Here is a 25,242-nt window from a genome sequence, read left to right on the forward strand (position 1 = left end):
AAAACAATAAATCCCGGCGCAGGCCGGGACTGTTTACTTTTCTAAAGCCTGTTTAATATCCGCCATTAAATATTGAGGGTCTTCCAAACCAATATACATCCGGATTAATTGATGGTGATCGTTATCCGCCGAATATTCATCCTCGCTAAAAGAGGCAATGGCTGGCACAACAAGACTTTCATGGCCTCCCCACGACACAGCAAGTAAAATATGTTGCAGGCTGTTACAAAACTTTTCAATTTTACTAAATGAACTGTGCTTTAATACGAGGCTAAATAAACCTCCGCAGCCCTGCATTTGTTGGCTAACCAAATCGGCCTGATTGAATTTGGGACTAAAAGGCCAGATCACATCCTGTACAGCCGGATGAGAGACAAGCCATTCTGTAATGATCCGGGTACTTTCAAAGCTGCGCCGCAGCCGCAGCGGGAGCGTTCTTAATCCTCGCAAAAGCAGCCATGCCGAATGGGGCGACAGCGCCGGGCCGGTATTCATGAACTCGTGCTCAAAGATTTTTTTAAGCATAGCCTTGCTGCCGGTAAGCACACCTGCCACAACATCCGAATGACCACCAATATATTTGGTAGCTGATTGCGCCACAAGGTCAACCCCCATAGATATTGGTTGCTGGTAAAGGGGGCTGCAATAGCTGTTATCAATCATGGTTATGATACCTCTTGATTTCGCAAAATCGGTCACTTTCCTGATGTCCTGCAGCTCATAGCAAAATGTGTTAGGGCTTTCGAGGTAAATTAGGCGTGTTTGCGGGGTTGCGGCTTGTCCAAAATTTTCAAAAACTGTTCCGTCAATAAATGTGGTGGTAATGCCAAATTTGGGTAAAAAGTCTTTAAATAATTTAATTGTCCAGCTGTACAGGTTATCCACGGCTATAATATGATCGCCGGATTTTAACAGCGATAAAATGGGGACACTTATAGCACTGATACCGCTGCTGAACAGCAGGGCGTCTTCCGCGCCATCTAACGCGGCAAGTTTTTTTCTGAGTATAGTGAGTGTGGGGTTTTGCCCCCTTGAGTACAGGCTGCTTTCGAATTCATCATTCATTGCCCCCCTAAGTGCCGCAACATCTTTAAAACAAAAGTTGCTTGATTGCATAATTGGCGGCGAAACGGCATTAAAGTAGTTTTCTCTTTCCTCCCCAAGCTCATTTAAAATAAATGACAAATCCATAATTAAAGTATAGTGTTAGGTTTTTGGTTTCGTTTTGTGATATAGTAAATAATGAGGCCGGCAATAAAAGCACAAATGCATATTAAAGCAGCCTGCGGGTTTTCAATAAAAATGCTGATAGTAACAAACCAATAAGTAGTAATAAATATGACAGGTATAACTGGGTACCATTTCATAATATAGATACCGGTATTATTGAGATGTTTGGTTTTGCTCCGTAAAATGAAGATCGTTATAGCTGCAGTTGATAGGCCAATGGTATCAAAAAACATTACATAATTTAATATGGTTTGAAACGAATTAGCAAAAAATAAGACGATAAGCACCGCGCCCACAAAAAAACTCAATCCAAATTCCTGTACCTGGGTTTGGCTGTTTACACGTTTAAAGCGGGCAGGTAATATACCATCTTCGGCCATGGCATAATAAACACGGGGATTGGCCATAATATTTACGTTGACAAAGGCCAATACAGAAACAAACATCAGCAGCGATACTATTTTATATCCGGCAGCACCGAATAAAACCCCTGCAAGTGTTGCCGCAAGCGTTGTTTTATGCTGAAGGCCGCTAATGCCTAAAACTGAGTAATAGGCAAAGTTGATAAGCATGTATAATGATATCACAGTGGCTATTCCAAAAAAAATAGCCTTGGGGATATTGATCTTCGGGTTTATAATATCGCCTCCAAAATTTATAGTTTGCTGGTAACCGCCATAAGTAAAAAATACAGCTACCAAACTTATTCCGAACGCACTTATGTTGTTATTATTATGGTAAGCGATAACTTCTTTGGCGGTATGTATATTGCCTTTGAACACCGCGGCACATAAAATCAGGATCATGCCAATTTTAAAAAGTGTAAGTACGTTTTGAGTACGGGCGCTCATTTTAATGCCCAGGTAGTTGATGATATATAAAACAACTACGGAAGTTATGGTCATGATTTTGATGCCCGCATCGTTTTGCAGGCTTTGTGGCATAATAATGGGGTTAATGTATTCCGCGCCTATAAGCGCTACGGCGGCAACGGAGGCCGCGTTGCTTATTACCAGTACCCAATTGATCATAAAGGCAAAAGCCGGGTGAAAACAGTACGAAAAAACTTTGTAAAAGCCACCGGTGGTAGGGTAGCGGGCACCAATTTCGGCAAAGGTAAGCGCCCCGCACAGGCTTACTGCTCCCCCAAGCAGCCAGGCCCCGAAATACAAAAGAGGTGTGCTTGAGTTTTTTGCTACTTCTGCCGGCGCTGCAAAAATGCCCATGCCTATTACGAGGCTCACAACAATCATTGAAAGATCAAAGCGGTTGAGTTTCGGCGTTATACTCATGAAATTATAAATACCAATTAATCAGGGAAAACACAAAATCTAAATTTAGCATTAATTTGTTATCAATTGATATGAAGAAATCTTTTATACACTGGTCTTCCATTTTAATTTTTTAATGATCTTAATGAAAGTTTGTGACTATTTTGTAATAAATTGTCATCAAAAAGGTCGAAAATCGAAGCCATACGCTATATTTACCAGTCCGGTTTTAAATGTTTATATCACAAGGTTAAAATATTGGCAATTAGCAGAATTAACTTGCCGGGTTTGATTGAAAAAAGGCACAAAGTTGAATTTTTGACAGAGATATCTGTTTGACTAATTACCGGTTTAACATTAAAAATTGATAAGACTTTAAGATGTCGGGCATACTAAACCTTAAACCTGAATTTAAAAACGATGATAAAAAAAAAGATATCCATTAAGGATATAGCCAAACTTACCGATACCTCAATAACTACTGTTTCATTTGTTTTAAATGGCAAGGGCCGTATTAGCAAAGAGATCAGTAAAAAAATATTGGATGCGGCCCAAAAAAATGGTTATGAACCTAATCGTATGGCGGTTGGTTTGCGTACGGGTGTTTCAAAAGTTATCGGGCTGATAGTGGAGAGCATTGGCGGGCCGTTTTTTGGAGAGATGGCAAAGGTAATTGAAGAGGAAGCGGAAAAAGACGGTTATCGTATTATATATTGTAGTACCAACAATAACCTGCAAAAAGGTAAGGACATGATCAGGATGCTGAGTCAGCAACTGGTTGATGGTTATATTATTACCCCGATGAAAGGGCTGGAAAAAGATATCCAGAACCTGGTTGATAATGAAAAGCCTGTAGTGCTCATTGACGGATATTTCCCCGGGACAAGCATCCCTCATGTGCTGGTTGATAATTATGCAGGCGCCTACAACGCGGTTGATTGTTTTGTACGATCGGGATATAAGAATATCGGGATGGTAACCGCCGACCTCGGGCTGATCCAGCTAAACGACCGGAGCCTGGGCTACAAAGCTGCTTTAAAAGATAATAACCTGAAAGAGAGCAGTAAGATGGTTTTAAAGGTTCCTTTTGATATGGACAAGAATGAAGGGATTGAGGCCGTTAAAGCATTTATTGAAAAGCAAAAACAAATGGATGCTGTTTTCTTTACCACCAATTATTTGGGTACCATGGGTTTGCAGGCCATCAAAGATCTTAAGCTTAGTATCCCCGATGATTTGGCCGTGATAAGTTTTGATGATAACGAAGTGTTTAGCCTATACCCGCCGGGTATTACTACCATACAACAACCTACTTATGACATTGCAAAATCGGCAATTGATATTTTAATGGCGCAGATCAACACCCACAAACTTGATGCTTCAAAAATTGATCTGAAGATCCCATCGAAACTGATCGAGCGGGGATCGACCCTGTCGAAGGCCACAGCGTGACAATAGTTTAGTATTGGTGCACGAATATCCTTAAAAATCATTTGGTAAAACGTTTTATTTAAGTAGCTTTGAACACTGATACTGCTCACCTGGTTAGTTAGAGCCGGTTGGGGTAGTTGGGGGATAACTCCACAATAATTCAACTGCTTCATAGTTCTTTTTTGATAATATTGTTTAATTAATAAAACGCCTGTTGTTTGAAGAGTAACAGGCGTTTGTTTTTGAACAAATTGAAAGGGAAAACTATTAATAATATTACAGAGGAATCTGTTTTAATGATAAAACGTTTTATCTATATTTGGCTGGTTTAATCATTATCAATCGCAAAAACCAAAACTATTCATGAAAAAAATATTTATCTTCTCACTATTCTTAATTTCGGGCTTGTTCATGGGGTTGAATGCCCATGCGCAGGAAGTTTTTAAACAAAAAGGCTACCAGGTAACTTTTATCAGCAAGGATGCTGCATTTAGCACAGATTTGAAAGACAGACTGATCAAAACCTTTTTTGAAGTGTATCCAAAGCTTGCAAAGGAGTACAATAAAAAAACATCTAAAAAAGTAACGTTTGTTATCGATACTGCTTATGACGGCGTGGCTGCTACCGGAAATGACACTGTAGTATTCAGCGCGAAATACATGACCAAACATCCCGGCGATATTGACGTGGTTACTCACGAAGTAATGCACATTGTACAGGCTTATGGCAACAGCGACGGCCCCGGCTGGTTAACCGAAGGGATTGCCGATTATGCCCGTTTTAAATTTGGTGTTGACAACGCCGGGGCCAAATGGGCATTACCCGCATTTAAATCAACCCAAAATTATGATAATGCTTACCGTGTAACTGCACGTTTTTTGCTTTGGGCAGAAAAAAACTCGAAGCCCGATCTGGTAAAAATACTTGATAAGCAACTGCGTGAACATACTTTCACAAACGAAAGCTGGAAAAGCCTTACAGGTAAAACAGTGGATGAGCTATGGGCCGCTTACGCTTCAAATCCCGCGGTTTAAACCGTTTTTTTACAGGTATCTGTAACAAATACCACGTACTCCCATATTTAGCGGGCTGCTTTACATAAATTAGTTGCTTTGTTAAAAAGAGGTTATGAGGCCAGGGGCCGCGACGCAGAATTTCCTCATATATGAGAGGAAACAATGAATATACTTAAGATTACAATGAGAAGAATACTTACAGCATTATTAATAGGTACGGCCGTTTATAGCCAGGCTCAAACCAAAACAGAAAAGCTGGTTGATTATGTTAATCCTATTATAGGTACACAACGCATGGGGCATACCTATCCGGGGGCAACGGTGCCTTTTGGTATGGTGCAATTAAGCCCCGAAACAGACACTGCCAGCTATGAAAAGGACGGTCATTACAATCCGGATGTATACAAATATTGTGCAGGATATCAGTATGACGATAAAACGATAGTAGGCTTTAGTCATACCCACTTCAGCGGTACCGGTCACTCAGATTTGGGCGATTTTTTAATTATGCCAACCGTTGGGGCTTTGAAACTCAATCCAGGTGTGGCCGATAAGCCCGGCAGTGGCTACCGTTCGGCATTTTCGCATCAGAATGAGGTTAGCGGGGCCAACTATTATAAAGTAAAACTTGACGCTAATAATATTACTGCCGAGCTAACTACCACAGCAATGGTTGGTTTTCATCAATATACTTTCCCTAAGTCGGATCAGTCGCACATTATACTCGACCTGATGGCCGGGATTTATAACTACCCCGACAAAAATGTATGGACTTATCTTAAGGTAGTTAACGATTCAACAGTTATAGGCTACCGCCAAACCAATGGCTGGGCCCGCACACGTACTTTGTACTTCGCTATGAGTTTTTCAAAACCTTTTTATCAGCATGGCTATAAAAAGTACGATAAACGCGAGGTGTACGGCGGTTTTTGGGGTAAATTCAATCAAACCAAAAACTTTCCTGAAATTGCCGGCAGGCAGATCCGCAGCTACTTTGACTTTAAAACAGAAGAAGGGGAGAAGATCAAAATTAAGTTTGCCATATCTTCTGTAAGTATGGACGGCGCGCTGAATAACATGCGCACCGAAGCGCCGGGTTGGGACTTTGATAAGGTGAAAAACGATGGTCAGCAGCTTTGGGAACAGGAACTGCATAAAATTGAGATAGCCGGAAGTAAGGAAACCAAACAAAATTTCTATACCTCCATGTACCATACCATGATCAATCCTACGTTGTACATGGATGCTGATGGTCAATACAAAGGCCTTGATCAAAATGTACATAAGGCTGATGGTTTTACCAATTACACTACATTTTCGCTTTGGGATACTTATAGGGCATTACACCCGCTGTTCAATATCATTGAGCCGAAACGTAACGCGGATATGATCCAGTCGATGCTGGCCCACTTTGATCAAAGTCCGGAGCATATGCTGCCGGTATGGTCAAACTCCGGTAACGAAAACTGGTGTATGAGCGGTTACCACAGCGTTGCTGTAATTGCCGATGCTGTAATAAAAGGTAATGTGAATTTTGATGCTAATAAAGCGCTTGATGCCTGCGTTACCACCGCCCGCCACCGCGATTATGAAGGTATTGGTGAGTATATGGATAAAGGATACATCCCTGATGAGAAAAGTGGTGTGTCGGTATCTTCAACCCTGGAGTATGCTTTTGACGACTGGGCTATTGCTCAACTTGCTAAAAAACTGAACAGAAATGACATTTACGAGGAATTCATCAAACGCTCGGGAAATTATAAAAACGTTTATGACCCTGCAGTTGGTTTTATGCGCCCTAAGCTGGCTAATGGCTCGTTCAGAACAAAATTTGATCCTTTGAGTACCATTAACGAAGGTTTTATTGAAGGTAACAGCTGGAACTATACCCTGTTCGCTCCGCAAGATCCTGAAAGTTTGATTAAGCTGATGGGCGGCGATAAGCGCTTTGTACGTTACCTGGATTCATTGTTTACCATGAACCTACCTGATAAATATTTTGCCGAAACAGAAGATATCACCCGCGACGGTATTATCGGTAACTATGTGCATGGTAACGAACCATCGCACCACGTAGCCTACCTGTACAACTGGACAGATAAGCCATGGAAAACACAGGAGCGCGTACGTATGATTTTACCGATGATGTACAAGCCAACCCCCGACGGTTTAGGGGGCAATGATGATACCGGCCAGATGAGCGCCTGGTACATATTCACCTCACTTGGTTTTTACCCGGTTGCTCCGGGTTCAGATCAATATTCAACCGGTAGTCCGGCTGTTGACCATGCGGTGATCAATTTGGATAACGGTAAAAAGTTTACGATCAACGTAAAAAATCAAAGCGCTAAAAACGTTTATGTGCAAAAGATGATATTGAACGGCAAACCGCTTGATAAGCTATTCATCAGTCACAATGAGATCATGAATGGCGGCGAGATTACTTTTTATATGAGTTCGAAGCACAAATAGAGATTGGTTTTGATTTCGGATTTCGGGTTTCCGATTTCGGAGTTAAAAAAGGGCTTTCCGCATTGGAAGGCCCTTTTGTGTTTGAAGACTTTATTGGAGGATAGCTCAAGATTACAACATGCCAGAGAAACGTTATTGCTGGGCACGAAGCAATGCCAAACTCTACAAAGCGGCTTTGCAAACCGGATCGTTTCGTGCTTCCATGTTTTAAACAGCCTTTACATATAATATGGCAGTGGACTATAGCGGGCTGTTTTCATAAAATTCGGTTCTTATTTGCAATAAGATAGCTTCAGCTTTTTGCAGGTCCGGTTTGTTGGGCAGAGCAGAGGTTCGATATAGTTCATTGATTTGCTCCATTTTTTCGTCAACCATTTTCATTAACTCATCAAATTCAAACTTGCCGTTACGGATTTTTAGCAGAAAATCCCTGTCCGGCCGGTTTACGATTACCTGGCCGTATTGTGCTATTTCTCCGGCCATATTGAGCAGGCGAAAAGTGTGCATCATATTTTTGGCATCGTAGCTTTTGCCGTGCGATAACGTGCTTTGATAGCGGACCTCATTTCTCTTTGCTTCCCACTCACGGTATTCTGTATACTCCTTGCAGTATACAGAGTAGCCATCTTTATTAAAATTCATTACAGCCAAATGTGCTACCCCTTTTGGTACGGAGCTTAGCTGTACATCATCAGCGTCAGCACCAGATGTTATTCCCCTGAAGTAGCCTGCCTTCAATTGTTTTTGGTGATAAAGCAGGTATACATCCCTGAAATGATCCAGGTTTACCAGGCCGCATTGTTGCTGCTCAAAGTTGTTTACCTGAAGCCACTCCTTTAGCGTAACACTGCCATTATCATGGATCACATAACAAAAATCCAGCACGGTCTTACGCGCCTCGTCTATTGGTTTGTTGATCTTTTTGTTTAAACCGCGGGCCTTTTTTATTTGTGAATGTGCATAACCTGCAAAGGTATCCAGGCAAAGTTTCGACAGGAAATCTTCTGGCTTTATTAAATCCATCAACGGGTGACGGTACAATACAAATTGGCCGGGTGTGCTTAACAATTCCAGTATGTTGGGGTTGTTTTTGGTAAGCAACTCCAAAAAACGCCTGATCTCAAAATAAACCTCATCATTAGTGCTATTAGCAACCTGATCGGTTTGCGTAAAGCCATAAAGCTGCCTTTGAGGCATGATAAATATGCCTTTCTTATCCGTCTGAGCCTTTAACGTTGAGGTTATAAGCAGTGCTCCCGCTGATACAATCAAGCAGGAGCAGTTTCGGGTTTTGTTGCAGATCATCAAAGGTCATTACAGTATATATTTTCTGAACAATTGGTTCAATTCATCCGGCTGTTTTCTGTCTGAAGGAAGCAGCGGTATCTGCTGCTGGCAATAAGCAAGCGTATCCTCCAGCCAGGTTTGCAATAGCGGTACCGGTTGTATCAACGTTTTTTCATCGGCCATTTGCTTCTGAACAAGCAGGTCATCTACGGTATCCTGAAAATGTGTGTCGCTTATCAAACGTCTCAATTTACTAAACTCCATTGGCGGCACTGTTTTGCGGTCCACTATCCAAAGACAGGCCAATGTTGATCTTAGAGCATAAAAGTAACGTTTCAGTTTTACTTCGCTTTCCTGCAAATCATCACGTAAGGTGTTAAAAACCAATGATGAATAGTGATTAGCTGATGCCCTTGGCGAAAGGTATTCCTGCATTATATTCCTTATCTCATTGGCAAAATCACTGGCTTCACGGTAAACTATAGGTGATTGTATCCATTCAAACAAGGATATGTTTGACTTAAGGAATAGCTTTAACGCTTTACGTATATCCCAGCCGCGTATATCCAATACATCATTTATAGGCAGGTCTATAAAATCGGGCATATCTGTTATGCCGAGGTAATAGTTTACAGGACGGGCGTATATAAAACGCACATCAAAATCACTATCGGGCGAGGCAAAGCCCCAGGCCCGGCTTCCGGACTCACAGGCGTAAAGTATTTTTATGTTTTCAGACTGCTCCACTTCAAGCAGCTTTTGTAATATAGTTTCAGTCATGAGATTTAATGTTAAAGTAAAAAATGAAAGAGCTACTGGCAGCAGGTGTATTCCGGATTCGAACCGGCAGGCATGTACTGCTACATGCTTTTCAACCAGCGAAGTAACACCCGCTTACGGCATCTTTCATTGCCTATCCCTGACGGGAGAAGTCTTTTTGTTTAAAAATCAGGGAATAAAGAGCGATGAATGGTAGCGCTTTGCTTGACAGGCGAAGTAATGCTTACCTACGGCATCTTTATTCCTGATTGCAACAGGTTTAGGTATAAAAAGTTAATGAACAACAGGTTGAAGGCAATGGCTAACAAGTGGTTGAGTCGTCCCATGCTCCAAACTGTCTGAGCTACCTTAGCTTGCGGCTAAAGGCCGGATTTTTACCGGCGACCCTGGGGTTAAAAAGCGAAGTAATACTTATTTACGGCACTTTAACCTGTTGTTCATTTTAAAAATAAGGGCTACTGTCAACATACGTTCAGCAATGCTGTTTTCTGCTCTAACCAACTGAGCTACTCCGGGTTGCTCCGGAAGCCGGGCTCGAACCGGCGATACGAAGTAGCGCACATTTACGGCACCTTATTTATTTTCAATATTTTAAAGGAGGGTAAAAATCAATAAGTCTCTTTTTCTCCCGCTCGTAGACAAGCCCGACAACGGGTCCGTGACGAAGTATTACTTATTTACGACACCTCCTTTTATAAAGAGCAAAGGCGGCAAGAGATCTGGGGGCTGCAAGCGAGGACTCGAACCTCCATCACGGCTTTCGCCACAATGCCCTCCCCATTATTGGCTGCGAAGTAACCCTTGCCTACGGCATCTTTATTTTTTAAATGCAGGGAAGTTAGCCTCCCTGCACGTTTATAAATCTATATTGTTAATAATGTTCAGTGCCGAGCTCCCGTTTTCAATTGCTGCTAACACATCAAAAACTTTATCGCTCCAGCCTGCAATTAAATACACATCGTTTTGCAATAGCTGCAATGGTGCCTGGCCATAACCTGCCAGGTCAAACAGGTACAGTTTTGCTTGTGGGGCTACATGTTGTTTATAATAAACCCATTGCTCCTGGATGTGATTGCTGCCACCGTTACTGTTCCATAACTGGCAATCGGTAAACAGCATTATTTTATCCATTTGCACACGGCGGGTACTCAGGTCATGAATAACCAGGTATCCATTGGTCGAGTAACCCACTTCACCTTCGCGGCGATAGAACTCCTGCACGTTGCCCAAAATGTTACCGCGTGGTACTGTAATAGTTTTCCAGCGGTCGCCAAACATACCCACCTCCACATTTTTGCAGCGCGATTGTAACAACATGGCCAGCATTAAACCAATATCATACAACAGCACTTTTGACTTTGCCGAGATCGATTTCTGCATGGAACCAGACACGTCGCAGGCCAGCAATACGCGGGTGTTTTCATCAAAGCCCCTGATATTGGCAGCACTTGCTTGTACCGCTTTTTCCAATGCATCCAGCAGTTCTCCGGTGTAGCCTTTGTTGCCGGTTATGGCTGCTTTGGCTGCCCTCGCAATATTTTGTACCACCGAGGCCGGCATTATCAGCTCACGGTAAGCCGCCAGGTAGCGGAATGGAAACTGTTTGGCTTTAGCCACCTGTTCGCCATCGGCAATGGTTGCGCACACTTTTTTAAAGTGCACATAGCTTACGCCTGCATCCTGTATGTTGCGCAGGTTACGCAGCAAGGCCATATAGCCAACTTTACCGCTATCAATCAGTTCTTCCCATTTGGCACGGAACGCTATCGCTTTAGCTTCGGCGCTATCAAAATTTAGCTGACCGAGTGCAGATAGCTCTGTTTCCCAGGTGTAAGGCGTTTGCAGTTCGTTTGCTGCTATCTTATTAAAGATCAGCTGTTGCAGATCGTCTTTAGCCCTTGGATGTACCAGGAACAAAGCGTCGCGCATTTTTATGGCGCCATCGCGGTTATATTTAGCAAATTGGTATTCATCAAAGCGGTTAAATGCTTGTGATAAACCTTTTTGCATTTGTTTTGACAAGCGGTTGAGCTTTTTAGTACCCTTACGCTGGTTCAGTGTTTCATAGCAGGCCAGTAGTTCGGTGATTTCATCGGCACGGCCGATAACCCCGTCGGTAACCCGGGCAACCAGATCGTTGCCCGAGTGCAGCTTAGCCAATTCGGTAACCAAAACCAGCGGTACCGAACGCATATACATTTTGGTACGTGCATAAACTGCCAGTTTACCAACAAATACCGGGTTGCATTGAGCTATCAGGTTGCGCAGGCGCTCCATACGTGCCTGGTCTTTTTCATAAAAGGTGTCGTTTAAGCTCCAGGTTACTACCGTGGTGTACAATTCCATTTCGGCGCTCATGGTAAAGGCTTTTGCACCTTCATGATTTACCGTTTTGGTTTTTACTCTGCTTAACAGGTTGAATTTCATTTTGAACCTCCTTTATTTCGTTTTGTTGATACAAAGGTTGGAGGCTACTGCGCAGTGTATTTGCGCAGTGAAAAATATTTTTATTTTTTTTTAATTTATTATTACGCTGGGCAGTTGTTAGCTTCTTACAACCTTTGAAAAGTGGGTATAAACGAAGAATATTTTAGGTTTTCAACTTTCGGTGCGGGGGCCAGCGTTAGGGATGGCAGTGGAAAGCCCGCAGTGTGTATCGGCATAGCGCGGAGACCAGGCGAGGACTTGGAACGTACAGCCCGGGCCGTAGGCAACGCCATTGTCTGAATCAGAATTTACAGAATTTGAGAATTGACCGAATGCTAAACCAATAAAAAAATCCTTAGTTCATTTAGCTCAGGTATGATATTAAAACAAATTCGAAATCGAGGATCTCAACTCCGAAATCAATAAGGGCGTTACCTATGGCCCGCGCTATCTGCTCTTACTGTACAGGCATTAGCCATATTGGCCGGTATCCGCTACTATCGCTAACGCAGCCTTTGCGAAGAAAAAAAATATTTTCATAATTATTTTTATTTTAATATTTTTTGTATCATTGCATTATGAAAACAACAATATGTATACAGTGTCCATCACCCATACTGATTTATCAGAGGAGATAGCCTATGTATATATAGTAAGTATATAACAACATTAAAAATCCTCTTAGATAAAAACTAAGGGGATTTTTTGCTTTACAGGGTAGTATATCAATTGGTCAGATTACCACATTGGGATGTGGAGGCTCCTGGTTCGAGCCCGGGTTACCCTACTGATTTACAGCTGGAAATATAGCTCGATAGTAAGAGCAGCACCCTTATACGGTGTCGGTTAAAGGTTCAAGTCCTTTTATTTCCACAACATGGCCGGTTGCCCGAGTGGTTTAAGGGAGTCCTCTGCAAAAGGAATGCTCGCAAGTTCGAATCTTGTACCGGCCTCTTTTATTTTTGCCTGCGTAATAGCATTATGCAGGCCTTAACTTTCATAAGCCCGGTGCAGAGCCGGGTATGGGTAACTATTGTTTTTATTTATTTAATAGTATTTTTTACAATATCTTGTTGAGTATTTTTGAGTTTCTGTGATGGTTTGTGAAAGTTATAAGTCTCAGCAAAAATTGCGCTCCTTTTTGCCTCTCACAAAATCAAGGGGCTTTTGATCTTAACTAAGGTAATATCTATTTAAAACAACTGTTGAAACAGGCAGTAGAGGAATGTAGGGAATATGGGTTTTGGAAAGGCTTAATATTTCCTCGTTAAATACATCCACAGATTATTTGCTGATAATGGTTTATGTACTATCGAAGCCTTGCTCATGGTACAAACGGGTGGCCATTTGAAACGCTCTTTATAACCTCGTTTCAAGCCTTCTTTCAGAAGTTCAATCTCAGCCTCACTGAGTGTTTGCCTGTTTGCCTCCATATCGTGGCTAATAAATTTATGAAAAATAAGCTGTATGATGAAATTTGAAAAGGCCGTTGATAAGCAAGACTTACGAAGTTTCCAAAACTTCGTAAGTCTGTAAAAAATTAAATCTGTGAGTAAGTTGTTGGCACCAGTATAGTTGATGTTATTTTGCTCACCAGCAGGGCATCGGCATATTCGGGCATAGCGCTGATTTTTTTCCATTGCGGATCACTACCAAAAGCTTTCCAGTGAGCATTCTTGGCATCAAGGTCATCAAAGGTGATCATATAGGTAAGGTTAGGCCTTTGTGAACCTATTACGGTTTCGCCCCAAAAAACGGGCTTGAAACCGAGGCGTTTAAATACATCTATTTCGCCTTCATCATTAAACATTTCAATCTTCTTTTTACCTGCGGCTTCAGTTGCGCTTTGATACTGCCTCAACTCAAAGATCCTCGCTTTATTTTCGGGTGCTTCCAGGTGCGGCATGTGTACAAATGCTTTTAACAAAGAACTTTCTATCCGTTCATAAGCCGGGGCGGCGGCCGGGGCATTAAGGTAAGCAGCGCCTTTGACCTGCAGTTCTGCATCGCCGGCGAAACTATCGGTCACTGTTGCGAAATGGGCAAGACTGTTAAACTGCACCAGCACAAAAAGCCTGGTTTGGCCTTCGGGCTTCATTTCGGTAAATACGCCTACATGTTTTACACCTAACCGGTTGAAGGCAGGGATAGCAGTATCTTTCAGGAAGTCCTCTACCAGTTTTTGCTGTTCCGAATTTTTAAGGTTGTATACCCTTAGTTCATAGTATTCGGCAGCTTTGGGGGAAGTTTCTGTAGCTTTGCTCATGGCAGGTAAAACAGTTGCGGTTACACCGGTTAACAGGGTTGATTTAACAAAGGAGCGCCTTTTCATAGCAGGTTTGATTGTTTGGCTAAGATAGGTTTTTCGGCAAAAAACAAGTGTCACATTTTTGTTTTGAGGGGAAATCCGGTGCTTAAGCATCATCCGAATGTATTATTAAACAGTGCAGGCGGATTCAATTTTGGACAGCCTGCAAATTTCTCTAATTTGGCTTTCCTGCTTTTTGCAGGTTATTTAATTATGAGCCAGCTAATACTACCCGCCTCCACCTTTGATTTTATGAGGCAACTGAAACAGAACAATAACCGCGACTGGTTTGCTCAACATAAAGAGCCATATCAACAGCAGCTTGAACTGGTGGAGGTTTTTACTGCTGGGCTATTGAACCTGCTCAATACGCATGATGTTATCGAAACGCCCAGCGCAAAAAAAGCCCTGCACCGCATTTATCGGGATATCCGTTTTTCGAAAGATAAAACGCCTTTTAAAACTAACTGGAGCGGGAATTTTAAACGGGCGGGCAAGCACCGCCGCGGCGGTTATTATTTTCACCTGGAACCAGGCAATACATTTATAGCAGGTGGCTTTTGGGCCCCGGATACGCCCGATCTTAAGCGGATCCGAGATGAGATCGCTTTTGATGCCTCGCCGTTGAAGCAAATCATCGGCAGTAAGGAGTTTACAAAAACTTTTGGTGTTTTGGAAGGCGAACAACTAAAAACAGCCCCCAAAGGTTACGCTACAAATCATGAAGCTATTGAGCTGCTGCGTTATAAACAGTTTTTAGTAAGACGGCGCTTTACAGATGAGGAGGCTTTACGCCCGGATTTCATCATAAAAGCTTCTGATACTTTTAAGAATATGCGCCCCTTTTTTGATTATATGAGCGATGTGCTCACTGCAAATGTAAACGGCGAGGAAGATTAACTATTCGTGCCTCGTTGAGCCGTCATTAGCCTCGGTGATCTTACTGAGGTTGTAATGCATTTGCCCGTTATGTTCTTCACCTTTAATAAGACCTTTGTTGTAAAGGCCGACAAGAGTGGTTTTAACCAGCGCGGTAACCTGTTCGTTCACAATGCCGGGCTGCAGGGTTTCCAGTTCTTTCAGTACACTGTCTGCCGTACCTTCGCCAATTTGCGCCAGCGCATATATGGCTTTATTTTGCTGGGTATCCTGTGGATCAAAATGAGAAGGGATGTGCAGTGGTTTATATTCTTCCCTGAATTCTTCGTCGCTTAATGTCATCGTAGTAAAATTTATAATAACACTACAAACGTTATTAAAGTTTGTGTGACATTTTTAGCTTAAATCCAAAACAATAAACGCGGGCTTGCGGCCCGCGTTCTGTTTTCTTATAGAAAAATAGTTTTTAAACTGTTGAAGGGCTTCTGATAATGCCAAGTAAAAATGAAATTACGGCAATTACCAATAAAGCATGGATTAAACCTGTTGCCGAATAGGCAAACACACTGATCGCCCATCCTATTATCAGGATAACTGCGATGATATACAATAGTGATCTCATATTTTGATGTATTTAGTTTGTTATATATAACACTTTAAAAATCGTGCCATAATTCAATCTTTATTGAAAAATATTATTTATATTGAAAGTAAATTAATTTTATCGAAATAAGGATTATGGCATCTCTCTTGCTATATCTTGATGCTGCACTTAACGCTACATATGAAACCATTCTTTATTACTATAGCTAAAAATTTAACTCTTCTTATAATACCGGACAGTGATGCCCATGCAGACGGTCACCCGGTGTTAACCTATACTTATAGTATTTATCGCCGCGATAAATCAACTTTAAGCAAGCTTAACCAGCCTGATAAGCTTTTGCAGGTAAATAAAAAGAATAATCCCGATTACCTGGGGTATATTACTTTTGAGCAACCCGGAAAAGTTTTTAGTTACGTTGCCGACGGCGAAAATGAGCTATCGCCCGATGAGGTACTGGAAGTGATTGAGGAGATCAATCATTTCAGGGATACGCCGCAATTGTGGATTATTTAAATTATGTATAAACGCGGACAAACGCGAATGCGCTAAATGATTTTTAGCGCATTCGTGTTTTGTAGGAAATAGCAGAGCGTAATGCTTATTTCTTAGTTGGAGGTATCAACTGCATAAAAGTTACAATGCTGCTGGCCTCATATGATTGAATATCGCCGGTTGGGGTAGGCACGGCGTAATTACGATAAGTAAGGTTCCTGCCATCGCGGTTTTTCCAGCCGGTGTTAACGTTGGTTTGGATCCAGCTCAGGTATTGACTCTGGGCACCCTCGTTGATCAGTTGCACTATATATTGCGCGAAAATAGCTTTCAGAACACCCTGTTCGTTAAAATCCCCTTCGGCAGGTAATATACCGTTGGTGCACATATTGTTTTTTACATAATCGGCATATAGTTTGGCGTCGTTAAGGTAAGCTGCATCGTTGGTTTGTTTGTATAAGGCCATGGCTGCACCAATAGCGGTACCAGAATTATAGGTATAGTCCTGACCACCCGGAGGGTTGTTGCCTATTTTGTTATCGTTCACTTTGCCCGATGCATCCACCAAATTAGTTTTCGACCAGGCATAGATAGACTTGGCCTTATTAAGATAAGAGACATCCTTAGTGATATTATACAATTTCATAGCTGCTATAACGGTAGGGAAGTTGATACATGAGTTTTTTCCGCTGTGCTGAAAATCCCAGAACATGCCGCCATCTATAGGGTCATAAGAGCCGTTCCAAACCCTGTCGAACCCGGATTTTGCTTTTTCAAGATAAGTGGCATTGCCGGTAAGCTGGTTGGCGCGTGCCAGGGCAATAACCCACCACATCATATCGTCATAAATAAACCAAACAGTGGTGTTGTTCCAGTTGTAGCCATCGTAATGATTATAATTACCCTGATATATATCGCCAATGCGGGTAAGCTGTGCAGGGGTTTTGGTACGCTCATAAACATTCATGGCCATATCCCAGTAAATAGCCTGCGTCCATATAGCTGCAACGCCATCTTTTTTTGTGGTACTGAAGTATAGCTTATTATTTGAATCGTAAAAGGCGTTATTGAATGCTGTATAGGCAAGGTCGGCATCGGCGCTGCTAAAACCGGTACTATTATCGGTTGGGGTAGTCGTATTTGTATCAGGCTTCGATGCAGCGGGTGTTACTTCTTTGCCCTTACTGCAACTTACTATTGTAATAAACAAACTTAGGACTAAAAAGCAGATAGGTTTTTTCATAATTATAAATGTTGGTTGGTAACGGGTTTGGCTATGGTTGGTAGTGTAATAAGGTTTTTAATTATTGGTTAGTTGATCGCTCGCGAAGCAATTATAGGCCAAAAAATGTGTGCTGACTAAGGTTTTAACCAACAAAAAATCATTAACCCAATTTTTAACCGTGATTTTAACCGGTTGAGGGGGCGTTTTTACGTAAGACATAATAAACTTCGTCATGTTGAACTTGTTTCAACACCCCATTTGCTAAGACGGCGGCAAAGCAAACGTTTATTGAAATTACTGTTTTTTGTGGTTAAAAGCAGAGTGATCTGCACGGCGAATACCTAAGGGTCTCTCGCAGAGGACCCTGATGGGACAAGAACACGCTGTATACTATGGAGATGTCGTTTTGTCTTACCCTTGCGCAGGTTTACGTTTTGCGGCAGGAGGTTTACTTTCCTTTTTCTCTGGCGAAGATACCGCCGCGGTAACTGGGGGCTGTTGAGGTTTATGCCCATGTACCAGCCGCTCATGCATGAAGTGTGTAAGCTTATGATGGAATGGTACCAGCACGGAGGCCAGGCATACCAGGATCACCAACTCAAGTACGGGTAAATGGTTACTGAGGCGCTGCACAAAAGGATGAATAAACAGGGTTAGAAATTCAAAAGCCAGCAGCAGGCATAACACGCTCATAAACTCAATCACCTTGCGGTGGGTACGGCTTTTGCTCAGCAGTAACACTACCAAAAAAAATGTCGGGATAAAAACAGCTATGCCTACCATTTGCAGATTAATTATCCGCGCCTCTTCTTCGCGGTGCTTTTCTTCGGCAATTTCTTCCTGCCGGGCTGCTTCGTTAAAACTTAAGGTTTGGATCTGCTTAATTTTTTCTGCATTGAACATACTGTCTTTAGCGGCGAGGGCGGTTTTTAAATAAAGCAGTTCGAGGTGCTCATTTTTGCCCCGGTACACATCGGTAAGCAGGTTACTGGCGTGAAAAATCCCCTCGGGATATAGCGCGGCTTTTGCAGCATTAAGGGCCAGCGTTGCATAATAGATGCTTGAGTCGGTCATGCCTTTTTGCTTATAGAGTTGCGCTACGCTGTTATAGCTGTCGGCAAGGCTGTTTTGGTCGTTTACTTTTGCAGCATAACTTATACTCACCCGGTAATAATCAAGCGCCAGGGCGGTGTGTCCCATTTTATAGTTAATGTCGCCTAAAATGGATAAGGTGTTTGGCATGGTAGCCGTATCTTTTAACGTTTGCTTTATGGCATAAGCCTGCATCTCATAGTTTAAAGCCGAATCAACCTTGTTAAGCTTGATGTAACAGTTGCCGATATTGGCCAGAATAATACCCAGGCGCGCTGTTTCATGCAGTTCTTCGGCAACAGCTTTAGCCTTAAAATGGTAGGATAGGGCTTTTACGTTATCCAATTGGTCGGAGTAAACGATGCCTATATCGCTGAGACTTTTTAAAATACCCAGGCGGTCGTTAATTTCTTCGCGTATTTTTAGTGAGTTGAGCAGAAAAGAAAGGGCCTGGTCATACTTGCCGTTTTTCCATAAAACCACACCCAGGCGGTTCATGCAATCGGCCTCGCCTTTTTTGAACGAGAATTTGCGGGCCAGCTCAAGCCCCTGCTGTGCATAAATCAGTGCGCTATCTGGCCGCGTGGCCTGCAATTGTAAACTTAATTGGCGTAAAGGTTCAACACCTGCGGTATCATTTTTATGCTGGGCAGCTTCTGATCTTAGCTGATTTAATATGTTTTTTTGAGCATAGGTATCCGTGGCCATGCCGGTAAAAAGGCATACGCAAACCATTCCCTTTAGTATGTGGTTTAGCATAAATTATAAAATAAAACAAAGCCCCAGTTTTAGGGGGTACAGATATACAGGGTAATGGTACCGGCCAGGTAAAACAGTTCCTAACTATCCATCGACGGTTCTTCAGTTGCATCATCCGGGTCGGGTGAAGCTACAAACCCGTCGGCAGCTTCGTTTTCAGGCTCAAGGTTTGTTTCATCATCAGCAAATCCCATTGAGGTATTTTTGTCCCTAAAACCCATAGAGGTGTTTTTGTCGAATGCTTTGGTTGATGTACTCATGGCTTTAATGTTTAAAAATCAGTTTGAGTTCAGTTAATTGCTAAGCGAGCAGGTACATAAATATACATTTATATTTTACTGATGGTCAAATCTTTACGCTTTATGTGAAATGGAGTGCCGTTTTATGCGGATAGTTGCCGGTTTTGCGGAAAGTATATTAAATGAGACTGAAAAAAAGAAACCGTCAGCTCATAAAGGAGTGGATAAAATAGAAGTGACCGAAACAAATTTATTTACACTTGCGACATGGCTTTTTTTCGATGAAGTAAGGCCTCTTTTACATATTCCCCGTGGTTTTTATGCCAGCTGGTTATTTCGGCCGGATCAACAAATTTTATTTCGAGGCTTTCTATGGATGTTTCGATATTGCCGCTAATGTATTTGCATAAATAAAGCACTACTACCGAACTATGAGGCTGCTGAAATTGACCGGCGGGGACAGCAAAGAATTTAATGATCTCAACCGGTTCAACAATTAGCCGGGCCTCTTCCCAAAACTCACGTTTCATGGCTGTTTCCGGGTCTTCGCCAATATCAACCCAGCCGCCGGGTAGTCCCCATAAAAAGTCGTCGCTGCGGTGCTCAACCAGCAGGCGGCCATTGTCATCAAACAAGATGCCGTTAACGCCTACTTTGGGAGTGGCATATCCCAGGTCTTTGCGAAAGCGTTCTTTTAAAACTTCGGTTTCCAGGCCGGTAAATTCGCTGTACTCCTGTGTGGTTATATCCAACAGTTTTTGATAACGCTCCATATCGAAAGGACTTTTGGTATACCTGATACCGGTTTGCGCCAGGGCATAGATGTTTTCAAGCAGGTCGATATAGTTCTTTTTCATATGATGCCTGCAATATAGCTAACAGCTGATATAACCGGGGTAAAGAAATTATAAAATCATTGTTTAAAGATATTTGCGGATGGAAGGAATTTATTACTTTTAAAAATCCTTGGATTTTCTTGTACCTGCTTCCTACCGATTAGGTTCGGGATATACGAGTTCGAATCTCGTTCTGGGCACACTTTATAGTTTCACGGCAATCTATAACTCTTGAGAGTTCGAGTCTCTCTTCGGACACAGAATTGTAAAACCCTTTTAAAAGCAATTTAAAGAAGGTTTTGTTTTTTTAGTTGATTTTATAAAGTGCGTTTAACGCATAATAAAGCCACTTTAGCGGTCGGGGCACGTATTAAAATTTATATATCTTCCCTGATTCTAAAATCACTAATTCAGCGAACTGACCTGTCTTTTGTATGTTTTCCATAATTTCATCTGCTATATTTTTAGCTTTTTGAAATGTTATATCATCATTAAAGGTCATCTGTATACCTGGCGGCTCCCACGAATAGCTGAACTCATCTTGACCAACTTGATAGTAAGGCCAATTGTCTTTTTGAATTTTGGTCCATTCAAAGGAATTTGGCGTCATGATCTCATCATGATTTTCAGCCGTTATTTCTAAATCACCAGTTATTAGAAATTCAAAATTCTTGCCAGTCCATTTTGAGCTATCTGGTGCTATAGGGGTAACAATATTTTCTTTCGATGTCTTTATCATCCTGTCAAAAATGGACTGTACCAATTCCAACATAAAATCAGGGTTTTGCATTTTTTTAATATGCTCAATAATTTTAGCCTGGTCAATATGGTTTTTTATGAATTCCTCTCCCTGTTTGGTAACAGCATATTTTACGGGATGACCAAATCCATTGGCTTCAGCAACATATAATAAATGGTTATTTACTAACTGAGATAGATTATTTTTCGGGTTTCCTGGAAAGTCACATCTATCCAATCGCATCATTAATGTATATGGACTACTTATTGACGTTTTTGATATAAGAATCAATACTAACTGATCTCTTTCTGATAGCTCATTTGGGTTAAATGCTGCGCTATTTGGATCAACGGACGGTGGATCATATCGGGTGATCGTATTCAGCTCAGAAGTCGTTTTTCGGCTTTTTAGAAAATCAAATATACCCATCGTGAAATTGGTGTGTTTAGTGTGAATAAATTTAAATAAAACTCATCGTAATTAAGTAGTATCTATTGGATTGATTATCAATAAAATACATTTAAATTTAAACATAGTCCCATGATCTGCACGTTTATAATTCTTAAGACTGTAATTAAACATATTATGTGAAAGGCCTAAGTGAAGCCTTCGGATAATAATATGATCTGTCGCATTTGCCCTATCATTTGTCGCATCTGCACCGCAGGCGTTATAGGCTTATTATGGAGATTTGTATCATCACAAAAACAATAAGTTAAACATCAAATTAAAATCCTTATGAGAAAGATAATCGTTTTAACATTCATGACATTAGATGGCGTAATGCAGGCACCGGGTGGCCCGGAAGAAGATCAGTCAGGCAGTTTTAAATATGGCGGCTGGTCGGCACCTTTTATGGATGAGGTTTCTGGTAAACTTATGCAGAAACAGATGGAAGCAACAGATATTCTGCTGGGCCGGAAAACGTTCGACATTTTTGAGGAGTATTGGCCTAAACATGCAGATTACTGGCCAGGTATTAATGATGTAACCAAGTATGTGTTATCCAATACAAAGGATAAATCCGATTGGAACAACAGCGTGTTCCTTACAAGCATAGAAGATATTAAAAAACTGAAAGATTCAGAAGGTTCGGATATTAAAGTCTGGGGCAGCGGGGAACTGGTTAAGTTGTTACTGAAACATGACATGGTGGATGAGCTTTGGCTTAAAATATATCCCGTACTTCTTGGCAAAGGGAAAACCATATTCAGTGAGGACACCGTGCCTACGACTTTGGAGGTAACAGAAAGCACCGTTACACCAAGCGGAGTGATCTTTGTTAATTACAAACGCGCCGGGGAGGTTAAGACCGGTAATATGGGAGCTTAAAAGATTTTGGAGTGAGTTACTTATTCCCCAAAAAGGATCCGCGTCATTTCCTCATAATTATTTAGGAAATGTTTGGTAACCATATAATGCTCCGTTTCTTCGTAACGAACCTGTTTGATGCCCAAACCATCCAGTTGGTAAATGGTTGCGCCCGGGTAGGCTAATAAAATAGGGGAGTGGGTGGCTATAATGAACTGTGAGTTTTCATGCACAAGCGTATTGATGAGCGAGAGTGCCGCCATTTGCCTGTTTGGCGATAAGGCGGCCTCGGGCTCATCAAATATATAAAGCCCGTTGCCGGTAAGCCTGTTGGTAAGCGTAGCCATGAACGATTCGCCGTGTGAGCATTCATGAAGCGACTTTACTCCATATTGCCGTGCAAACGTGCCTTTGTCGTTTTCATAAACGTTTTCCATATAGGTGGCTACGTTATAAAAGCTTTCGGCCCGGAGAAAGAAATAATCGGTTGGCTTTTTGTAGCTTTTTATACCGGTTAAATAATTGAAAAGTTGCGATGAATTATTATGCGTTTGAAACTGCGCGTTTTTTGAGCCTCCCTCGATACTGAAACCCATATGCAAAGCGATGGCTTCTACCAGCGTTGATTTCCCCGAACCATTTTCGCCAATGATAAAAGTAACATCGCGATGGAACTTTAATGACGACAAGCTCCTAATGGAAGGGATGTGAAATGGATAGGCATCAAAAGATGGTACCGTGTCACGTTTCAGTTGGATCTCCTGGAGAAAAGGTTTGGCTTCCATAGTAGGGTAAAGATAGGGGTTTGGAGGTGATGATAACAAGTGCTGGCTTATAGCGGCAATTCAAAAGTCACGCATACTCAACCCTTAATTAATTAATCCTGTGCTGTCGACTTGCGTACCCCTGCAGCAGCGTTGAGATTTAGTTTTTTTAATTGAGTTTCTGCTCTTTAAATTGTCTCCATAATAATTCAGAAACAGGCTCGCCTCTATTTGTGTCTGGGTTCACATTCATAAACACTAAAGCCCCTTTGCCATTTGCGCCTCTGATATTGTCATAATAAACGGACTTATCTTTTATGTCATCTATAAGTGATTCTAAGATCTGTTCAATAAAATAACAAGATTTATTTATTAACCAAGACGTCAAATAGGATAAAGTAAATAATTTATCGAGGTCGTGATCTTTATAGATCAATTTAAAGTCTTTCATCTCAGAGCTTTTAAGAGATATTTTTACATTGAATTTTTCAGTTTTTGGATCACGTTCAATTGAATAATCACGACTCTCCCTTTTGTGATGAATTAAATTTGACCTATAATCATAGAGTCTTCCAACGAAATCTTTGTCAGCTTCATCGATAATTTTAGAACTGAAGCTTTTACCTAAGTCATTCATAGGATTTCTTACTGTTCGAGCTAACTTAGTCCAATATACGGTGTCAGTTTTCTGAGTATTACATATATAACAAACTATATGACTAAAATAATCAAATACAGAAACAAGATTGAAAACGACACTGTCGAAAACCGCAGATATATTACGTTCAAGCATTTCAAAGTAAGGATTGGGACTTAATAATTCAATGTGGTTGGTTCGATGCATTTCGTGTTCTTTACAAAACCTCTCTGCCTCAATTAATTCTTTAAGTAACAACTTATACATATGTCCAGCGGAGGAGAGCCTATAATAAATATTGTCTTTAAGCCTAAAGATGTTTGCTTTTGAGTTCTTATCAGAAGAGTGTTCATCATACATGAGGCTTATAGCTCTTATTCCTAACTCAAGCCTGCGGATTTTTTTTATGACTTCGTCAAATTCCTTTTGCCGATCCACTATGTCATAATATTGTTTCTTCATTTTATAAGTAACTTATTATTTCGAACATTTTATTTGCCAGTTATCATAAACTAAGGTTTCTCCCTCCGCTCCCGTAAGTGTCTTCGCTTGTGGGCATCATTGTAAACGTATAAGGATTTAGCTTTTAATCTGTAAGTTTTTTTAGGACGATACACGCTAAGTTATGCGAGCGGATCGTCTCACGTGAGCCACAAGTGAGGAGACTTGCGGTAGCGTTTGATTATTTGAAATTCAAAGTAATATCATTGATGAAACCATTGTATTGATTTTTGATATCTTTGCCAATGACTTCAAATTCTTTGAATCCATTAATATTATCGATGAAAACTCCGTAGCCATTGTCGGGCTGTTCCATAAATTCCTTTTTGGAAATATTAAGGAATAAATAGTTGTTATCTAATAGATCTGCGTTTTTCTTTTCTACATTTCTTTTGTAAGCAGATTTAACAATATTTCCATTGCCATCCGTCATAGTCATAATTTGCTCCATAAAATTCACAGTAAAATCCATTTCGCAAATTACTTGGTTTATAAAGAAACTAATCATTAGTGGGCTTGCTAAATTGTCATAATATCTTGCTTGATAAATCTTGCCTAACAATTCCAAAAAACGATTGTCAAGATGAATGCTTATATCAGTGTAGCATTCGGTTAACAGTCCTTTTAACTTGCCCCAATTATCCATATGGACGCCCATATTTTTTTTGGTATTTCCGTGTAGGGCGAGTATAACTTTAAAATATTTTTCAATTGAAGAGCTTGCCAGAGTAAGCCCCTGAATTGGATAGTTTTTATTTAATAACACCCTACTGGCAATATAATCTTTGTAGGCAAGCGACCACAATGACAATGCTAATTCTTGATTTTTCATTTTAATGTGAATGTTTTGAAGTAATTTTAATTATTAAGAAGTTGCCAGATATCCAACACCTGTCTATAAATGATATATGCTTGTTTGACTGTGCCTACATGTTGCA

At 41.2% G+C, this 25,242-nt stretch carries 23 protein-coding genes and 3 tRNA genes; 10 read left to right on the forward strand and 16 right to left on the reverse strand.

Annotated features, from left to right (window positions below):
- Positions 1-33 precede the first annotated feature (33 nt).
- Together ABIC84_RS12980 and ABIC84_RS12985 are read right to left on the reverse strand one after the other, a co-directional pair.
- Positions 34-1,191, reverse strand: a complete 1,158-nt coding sequence (locus ABIC84_RS12980; RefSeq protein ID WP_426589457.1) for a trans-sulfuration enzyme family protein — start codon at positions 1,189-1,191, stop codon at positions 34-36.
- Positions 1,192-1,193: 2 nt separating this feature from the next.
- Positions 1,194-2,522, reverse strand: coding sequence for an APC family permease (locus ABIC84_RS12985; RefSeq protein WP_426589455.1), 1,329 nt, complete (start codon positions 2,520-2,522; stop codon positions 1,194-1,196).
- A gap of 399 nt (positions 2,523-2,921) precedes the next feature.
- Here ABIC84_RS12985 and ABIC84_RS12990 point away from each other — a divergent pair, with 399 nt between their 5' ends.
- The 3 genes from ABIC84_RS12990 (at position 2,922) to ABIC84_RS13000 (ending at position 7,421) form a co-directional block, all read left to right on the forward strand.
- Entirely contained in the window at positions 2,922-3,953 is a 1,032-nt protein-coding gene (locus tag ABIC84_RS12990) for a LacI family DNA-binding transcriptional regulator (protein WP_429263798.1), read from the forward strand.
- A 342-nt stretch (positions 3,954-4,295) separates the two neighbouring features.
- Entirely contained in the window at positions 4,296-4,967 is a 672-nt protein-coding gene (locus tag ABIC84_RS12995) for a basic secretory protein-like protein (protein WP_426589451.1), read from the forward strand.
- Positions 4,968-5,111: 144 nt separating this feature from the next.
- Positions 5,112-7,421, forward strand: a complete 2,310-nt coding sequence (locus tag ABIC84_RS13000; protein ID WP_429263799.1) for a GH92 family glycosyl hydrolase — start codon at positions 5,112-5,114, stop codon at positions 7,419-7,421.
- A gap of 240 nt (positions 7,422-7,661) precedes the next feature.
- Here the strand turns inward: ABIC84_RS13000 and ABIC84_RS13005 are convergent, their stop codons facing one another.
- The 3 genes from ABIC84_RS13005 to ABIC84_RS13015 form a co-directional block, all read right to left on the reverse strand.
- Positions 7,662-8,618 carry a DNA polymerase beta superfamily protein gene (locus ABIC84_RS13005; RefSeq protein WP_429263800.1) on the reverse strand — a complete coding sequence of 319 codons (957 nt, stop codon included), beginning with the start codon at positions 8,616-8,618 and terminating at the stop codon, positions 7,662-7,664.
- Positions 8,619-8,735: 117 nt separating this feature from the next.
- On the reverse strand, positions 8,736-9,488 hold the full coding sequence (locus ABIC84_RS13010; RefSeq protein ID WP_426589445.1) for a nucleotidyltransferase domain-containing protein: 753 nt from the start codon (positions 9,486-9,488) through the stop codon (positions 8,736-8,738).
- Positions 9,489-10,343: 855 nt separating this feature from the next.
- Positions 10,344-11,915, reverse strand: a complete 1,572-nt coding sequence (locus ABIC84_RS13015) for a TROVE domain-containing protein (RefSeq protein ID WP_429263801.1) — start codon at positions 11,913-11,915, stop codon at positions 10,344-10,346.
- 141 nt (positions 11,916-12,056) lie between these two features.
- On the opposite strand from ABIC84_RS13015, the gene ABIC84_RS13020 reads away from it, so the two are divergent.
- From ABIC84_RS13020 to ABIC84_RS13035, 4 genes are all read left to right on the forward strand, one after another.
- The gene (locus tag ABIC84_RS13020; protein WP_429263802.1) at positions 12,057-12,215 is read left to right on the forward strand and encodes a hypothetical protein; all 159 of its coding nucleotides are present in this window, start codon (positions 12,057-12,059) and stop codon (positions 12,213-12,215) included.
- 414 nt (positions 12,216-12,629) lie between these two features.
- Positions 12,630-12,702 (forward strand) — tRNA-OTHER (locus ABIC84_RS13025).
- 13 nt (positions 12,703-12,715) lie between these two features.
- A tRNA-Ile gene (locus ABIC84_RS13030) sits at positions 12,716-12,788 on the forward strand.
- 6 nt (positions 12,789-12,794) lie between these two features.
- A tRNA-Cys gene (locus tag ABIC84_RS13035) sits at positions 12,795-12,868 on the forward strand.
- 587 nt (positions 12,869-13,455) lie between these two features.
- Here the strand turns inward: ABIC84_RS13035 and ABIC84_RS13040 are convergent.
- Positions 13,456-14,247, reverse strand: coding sequence for an NIPSNAP family protein (locus ABIC84_RS13040; RefSeq protein WP_429263803.1), 792 nt, complete (start codon positions 14,245-14,247; stop codon positions 13,456-13,458).
- 189 nt (positions 14,248-14,436) lie between these two features.
- Here ABIC84_RS13040 and ABIC84_RS13045 point away from each other — a divergent pair, with 189 nt between their 5' ends.
- The gene (locus tag ABIC84_RS13045; RefSeq protein WP_429263804.1) at positions 14,437-15,123 is read left to right on the forward strand and encodes a DUF2461 domain-containing protein; all 687 of its coding nucleotides are present in this window, start codon (positions 14,437-14,439) and stop codon (positions 15,121-15,123) included.
- On the opposite strand, the gene ABIC84_RS13050 is transcribed toward ABIC84_RS13045, so the two are convergent.
- Both ABIC84_RS13050 and ABIC84_RS13055 read right to left on the reverse strand, forming a co-directional pair.
- Positions 15,124-15,444 (reverse strand): hypothetical protein, encoded by a 321-nt coding sequence (locus ABIC84_RS13050; RefSeq protein WP_426589435.1) that lies wholly within the window; start codon positions 15,442-15,444, stop codon positions 15,124-15,126.
- Between the two features lie 124 nt (positions 15,445-15,568).
- Positions 15,569-15,724 (reverse strand): lmo0937 family membrane protein, encoded by a 156-nt coding sequence (locus tag ABIC84_RS13055; RefSeq protein WP_112652139.1) that lies wholly within the window; start codon positions 15,722-15,724, stop codon positions 15,569-15,571.
- A gap of 162 nt (positions 15,725-15,886) precedes the next feature.
- On the opposite strand from ABIC84_RS13055, the gene ABIC84_RS13060 reads away from it, so the two are divergent.
- Positions 15,887-16,222 carry a hypothetical protein gene (locus ABIC84_RS13060; protein ID WP_429263805.1) on the forward strand — a complete coding sequence of 112 codons (336 nt, stop codon included), beginning with the start codon at positions 15,887-15,889 and terminating at the stop codon, positions 16,220-16,222.
- A gap of 85 nt (positions 16,223-16,307) precedes the next feature.
- Here ABIC84_RS13060 and ABIC84_RS13065 read toward each other — a convergent pair whose 3' ends face one another.
- From ABIC84_RS13065 to ABIC84_RS13085, 5 genes are all read right to left on the reverse strand, one after another.
- Positions 16,308-17,444, reverse strand: coding sequence for a glycoside hydrolase family 76 protein (locus ABIC84_RS13065; RefSeq protein ID WP_354481681.1), 1,137 nt, complete (start codon positions 17,442-17,444; stop codon positions 16,308-16,310).
- Positions 17,445-17,837: 393 nt separating this feature from the next.
- Positions 17,838-19,277, reverse strand: coding sequence for a tetratricopeptide repeat protein (locus ABIC84_RS13070; RefSeq protein ID WP_429263806.1), 1,440 nt, complete (start codon positions 19,275-19,277; stop codon positions 17,838-17,840).
- Positions 19,278-19,357: 80 nt separating this feature from the next.
- On the reverse strand, positions 19,358-19,537 hold the full coding sequence (locus ABIC84_RS13075; protein WP_426589428.1) for a hypothetical protein: 180 nt from the start codon (positions 19,535-19,537) through the stop codon (positions 19,358-19,360).
- 233 nt (positions 19,538-19,770) lie between these two features.
- Positions 19,771-20,373, reverse strand: a complete 603-nt coding sequence (locus ABIC84_RS13080) for an NUDIX hydrolase N-terminal domain-containing protein (protein WP_429263807.1) — start codon at positions 20,371-20,373, stop codon at positions 19,771-19,773.
- A 349-nt stretch (positions 20,374-20,722) separates the two neighbouring features.
- Positions 20,723-21,520, reverse strand: a complete 798-nt coding sequence (locus ABIC84_RS13085; RefSeq protein ID WP_426589424.1) for a hypothetical protein — start codon at positions 21,518-21,520, stop codon at positions 20,723-20,725.
- A 309-nt stretch (positions 21,521-21,829) separates the two neighbouring features.
- On the opposite strand from ABIC84_RS13085, the gene ABIC84_RS13090 reads away from it, so the two are divergent.
- Positions 21,830-22,423 (forward strand): dihydrofolate reductase family protein, encoded by a 594-nt coding sequence (locus tag ABIC84_RS13090; protein WP_426589422.1) that lies wholly within the window; start codon positions 21,830-21,832, stop codon positions 22,421-22,423.
- 20 nt (positions 22,424-22,443) lie between these two features.
- Here the strand turns inward: ABIC84_RS13090 and ABIC84_RS13095 are convergent, their stop codons facing one another.
- The 3 genes from ABIC84_RS13095 to ABIC84_RS13105 all read right to left on the reverse strand — a co-directional run bounded on the left by ABIC84_RS13095 (position 22,444) and on the right by ABIC84_RS13105 (position 25,136).
- A complete protein-coding gene (locus ABIC84_RS13095) occupies positions 22,444-23,187 on the reverse strand; it encodes an AAA family ATPase (RefSeq protein WP_426589420.1) in 744 nt (247 codons plus the stop codon).
- Between the two features lie 148 nt (positions 23,188-23,335).
- A complete protein-coding gene (locus ABIC84_RS13100; protein ID WP_426589418.1) occupies positions 23,336-24,265 on the reverse strand; it encodes a hypothetical protein in 930 nt (309 codons plus the stop codon).
- A 220-nt stretch (positions 24,266-24,485) separates the two neighbouring features.
- Positions 24,486-25,136 carry a hypothetical protein gene (locus ABIC84_RS13105; protein WP_426589416.1) on the reverse strand — a complete coding sequence of 217 codons (651 nt, stop codon included), beginning with the start codon at positions 25,134-25,136 and terminating at the stop codon, positions 24,486-24,488.
- Positions 25,137-25,242: the final 106 nt, after the last annotated feature.

Source organism: Mucilaginibacter sp. 3215 (assembly GCF_050433785.1).
Classification (GTDB): Bacteria; Bacteroidota; Bacteroidia; order Sphingobacteriales; family Sphingobacteriaceae; genus Mucilaginibacter.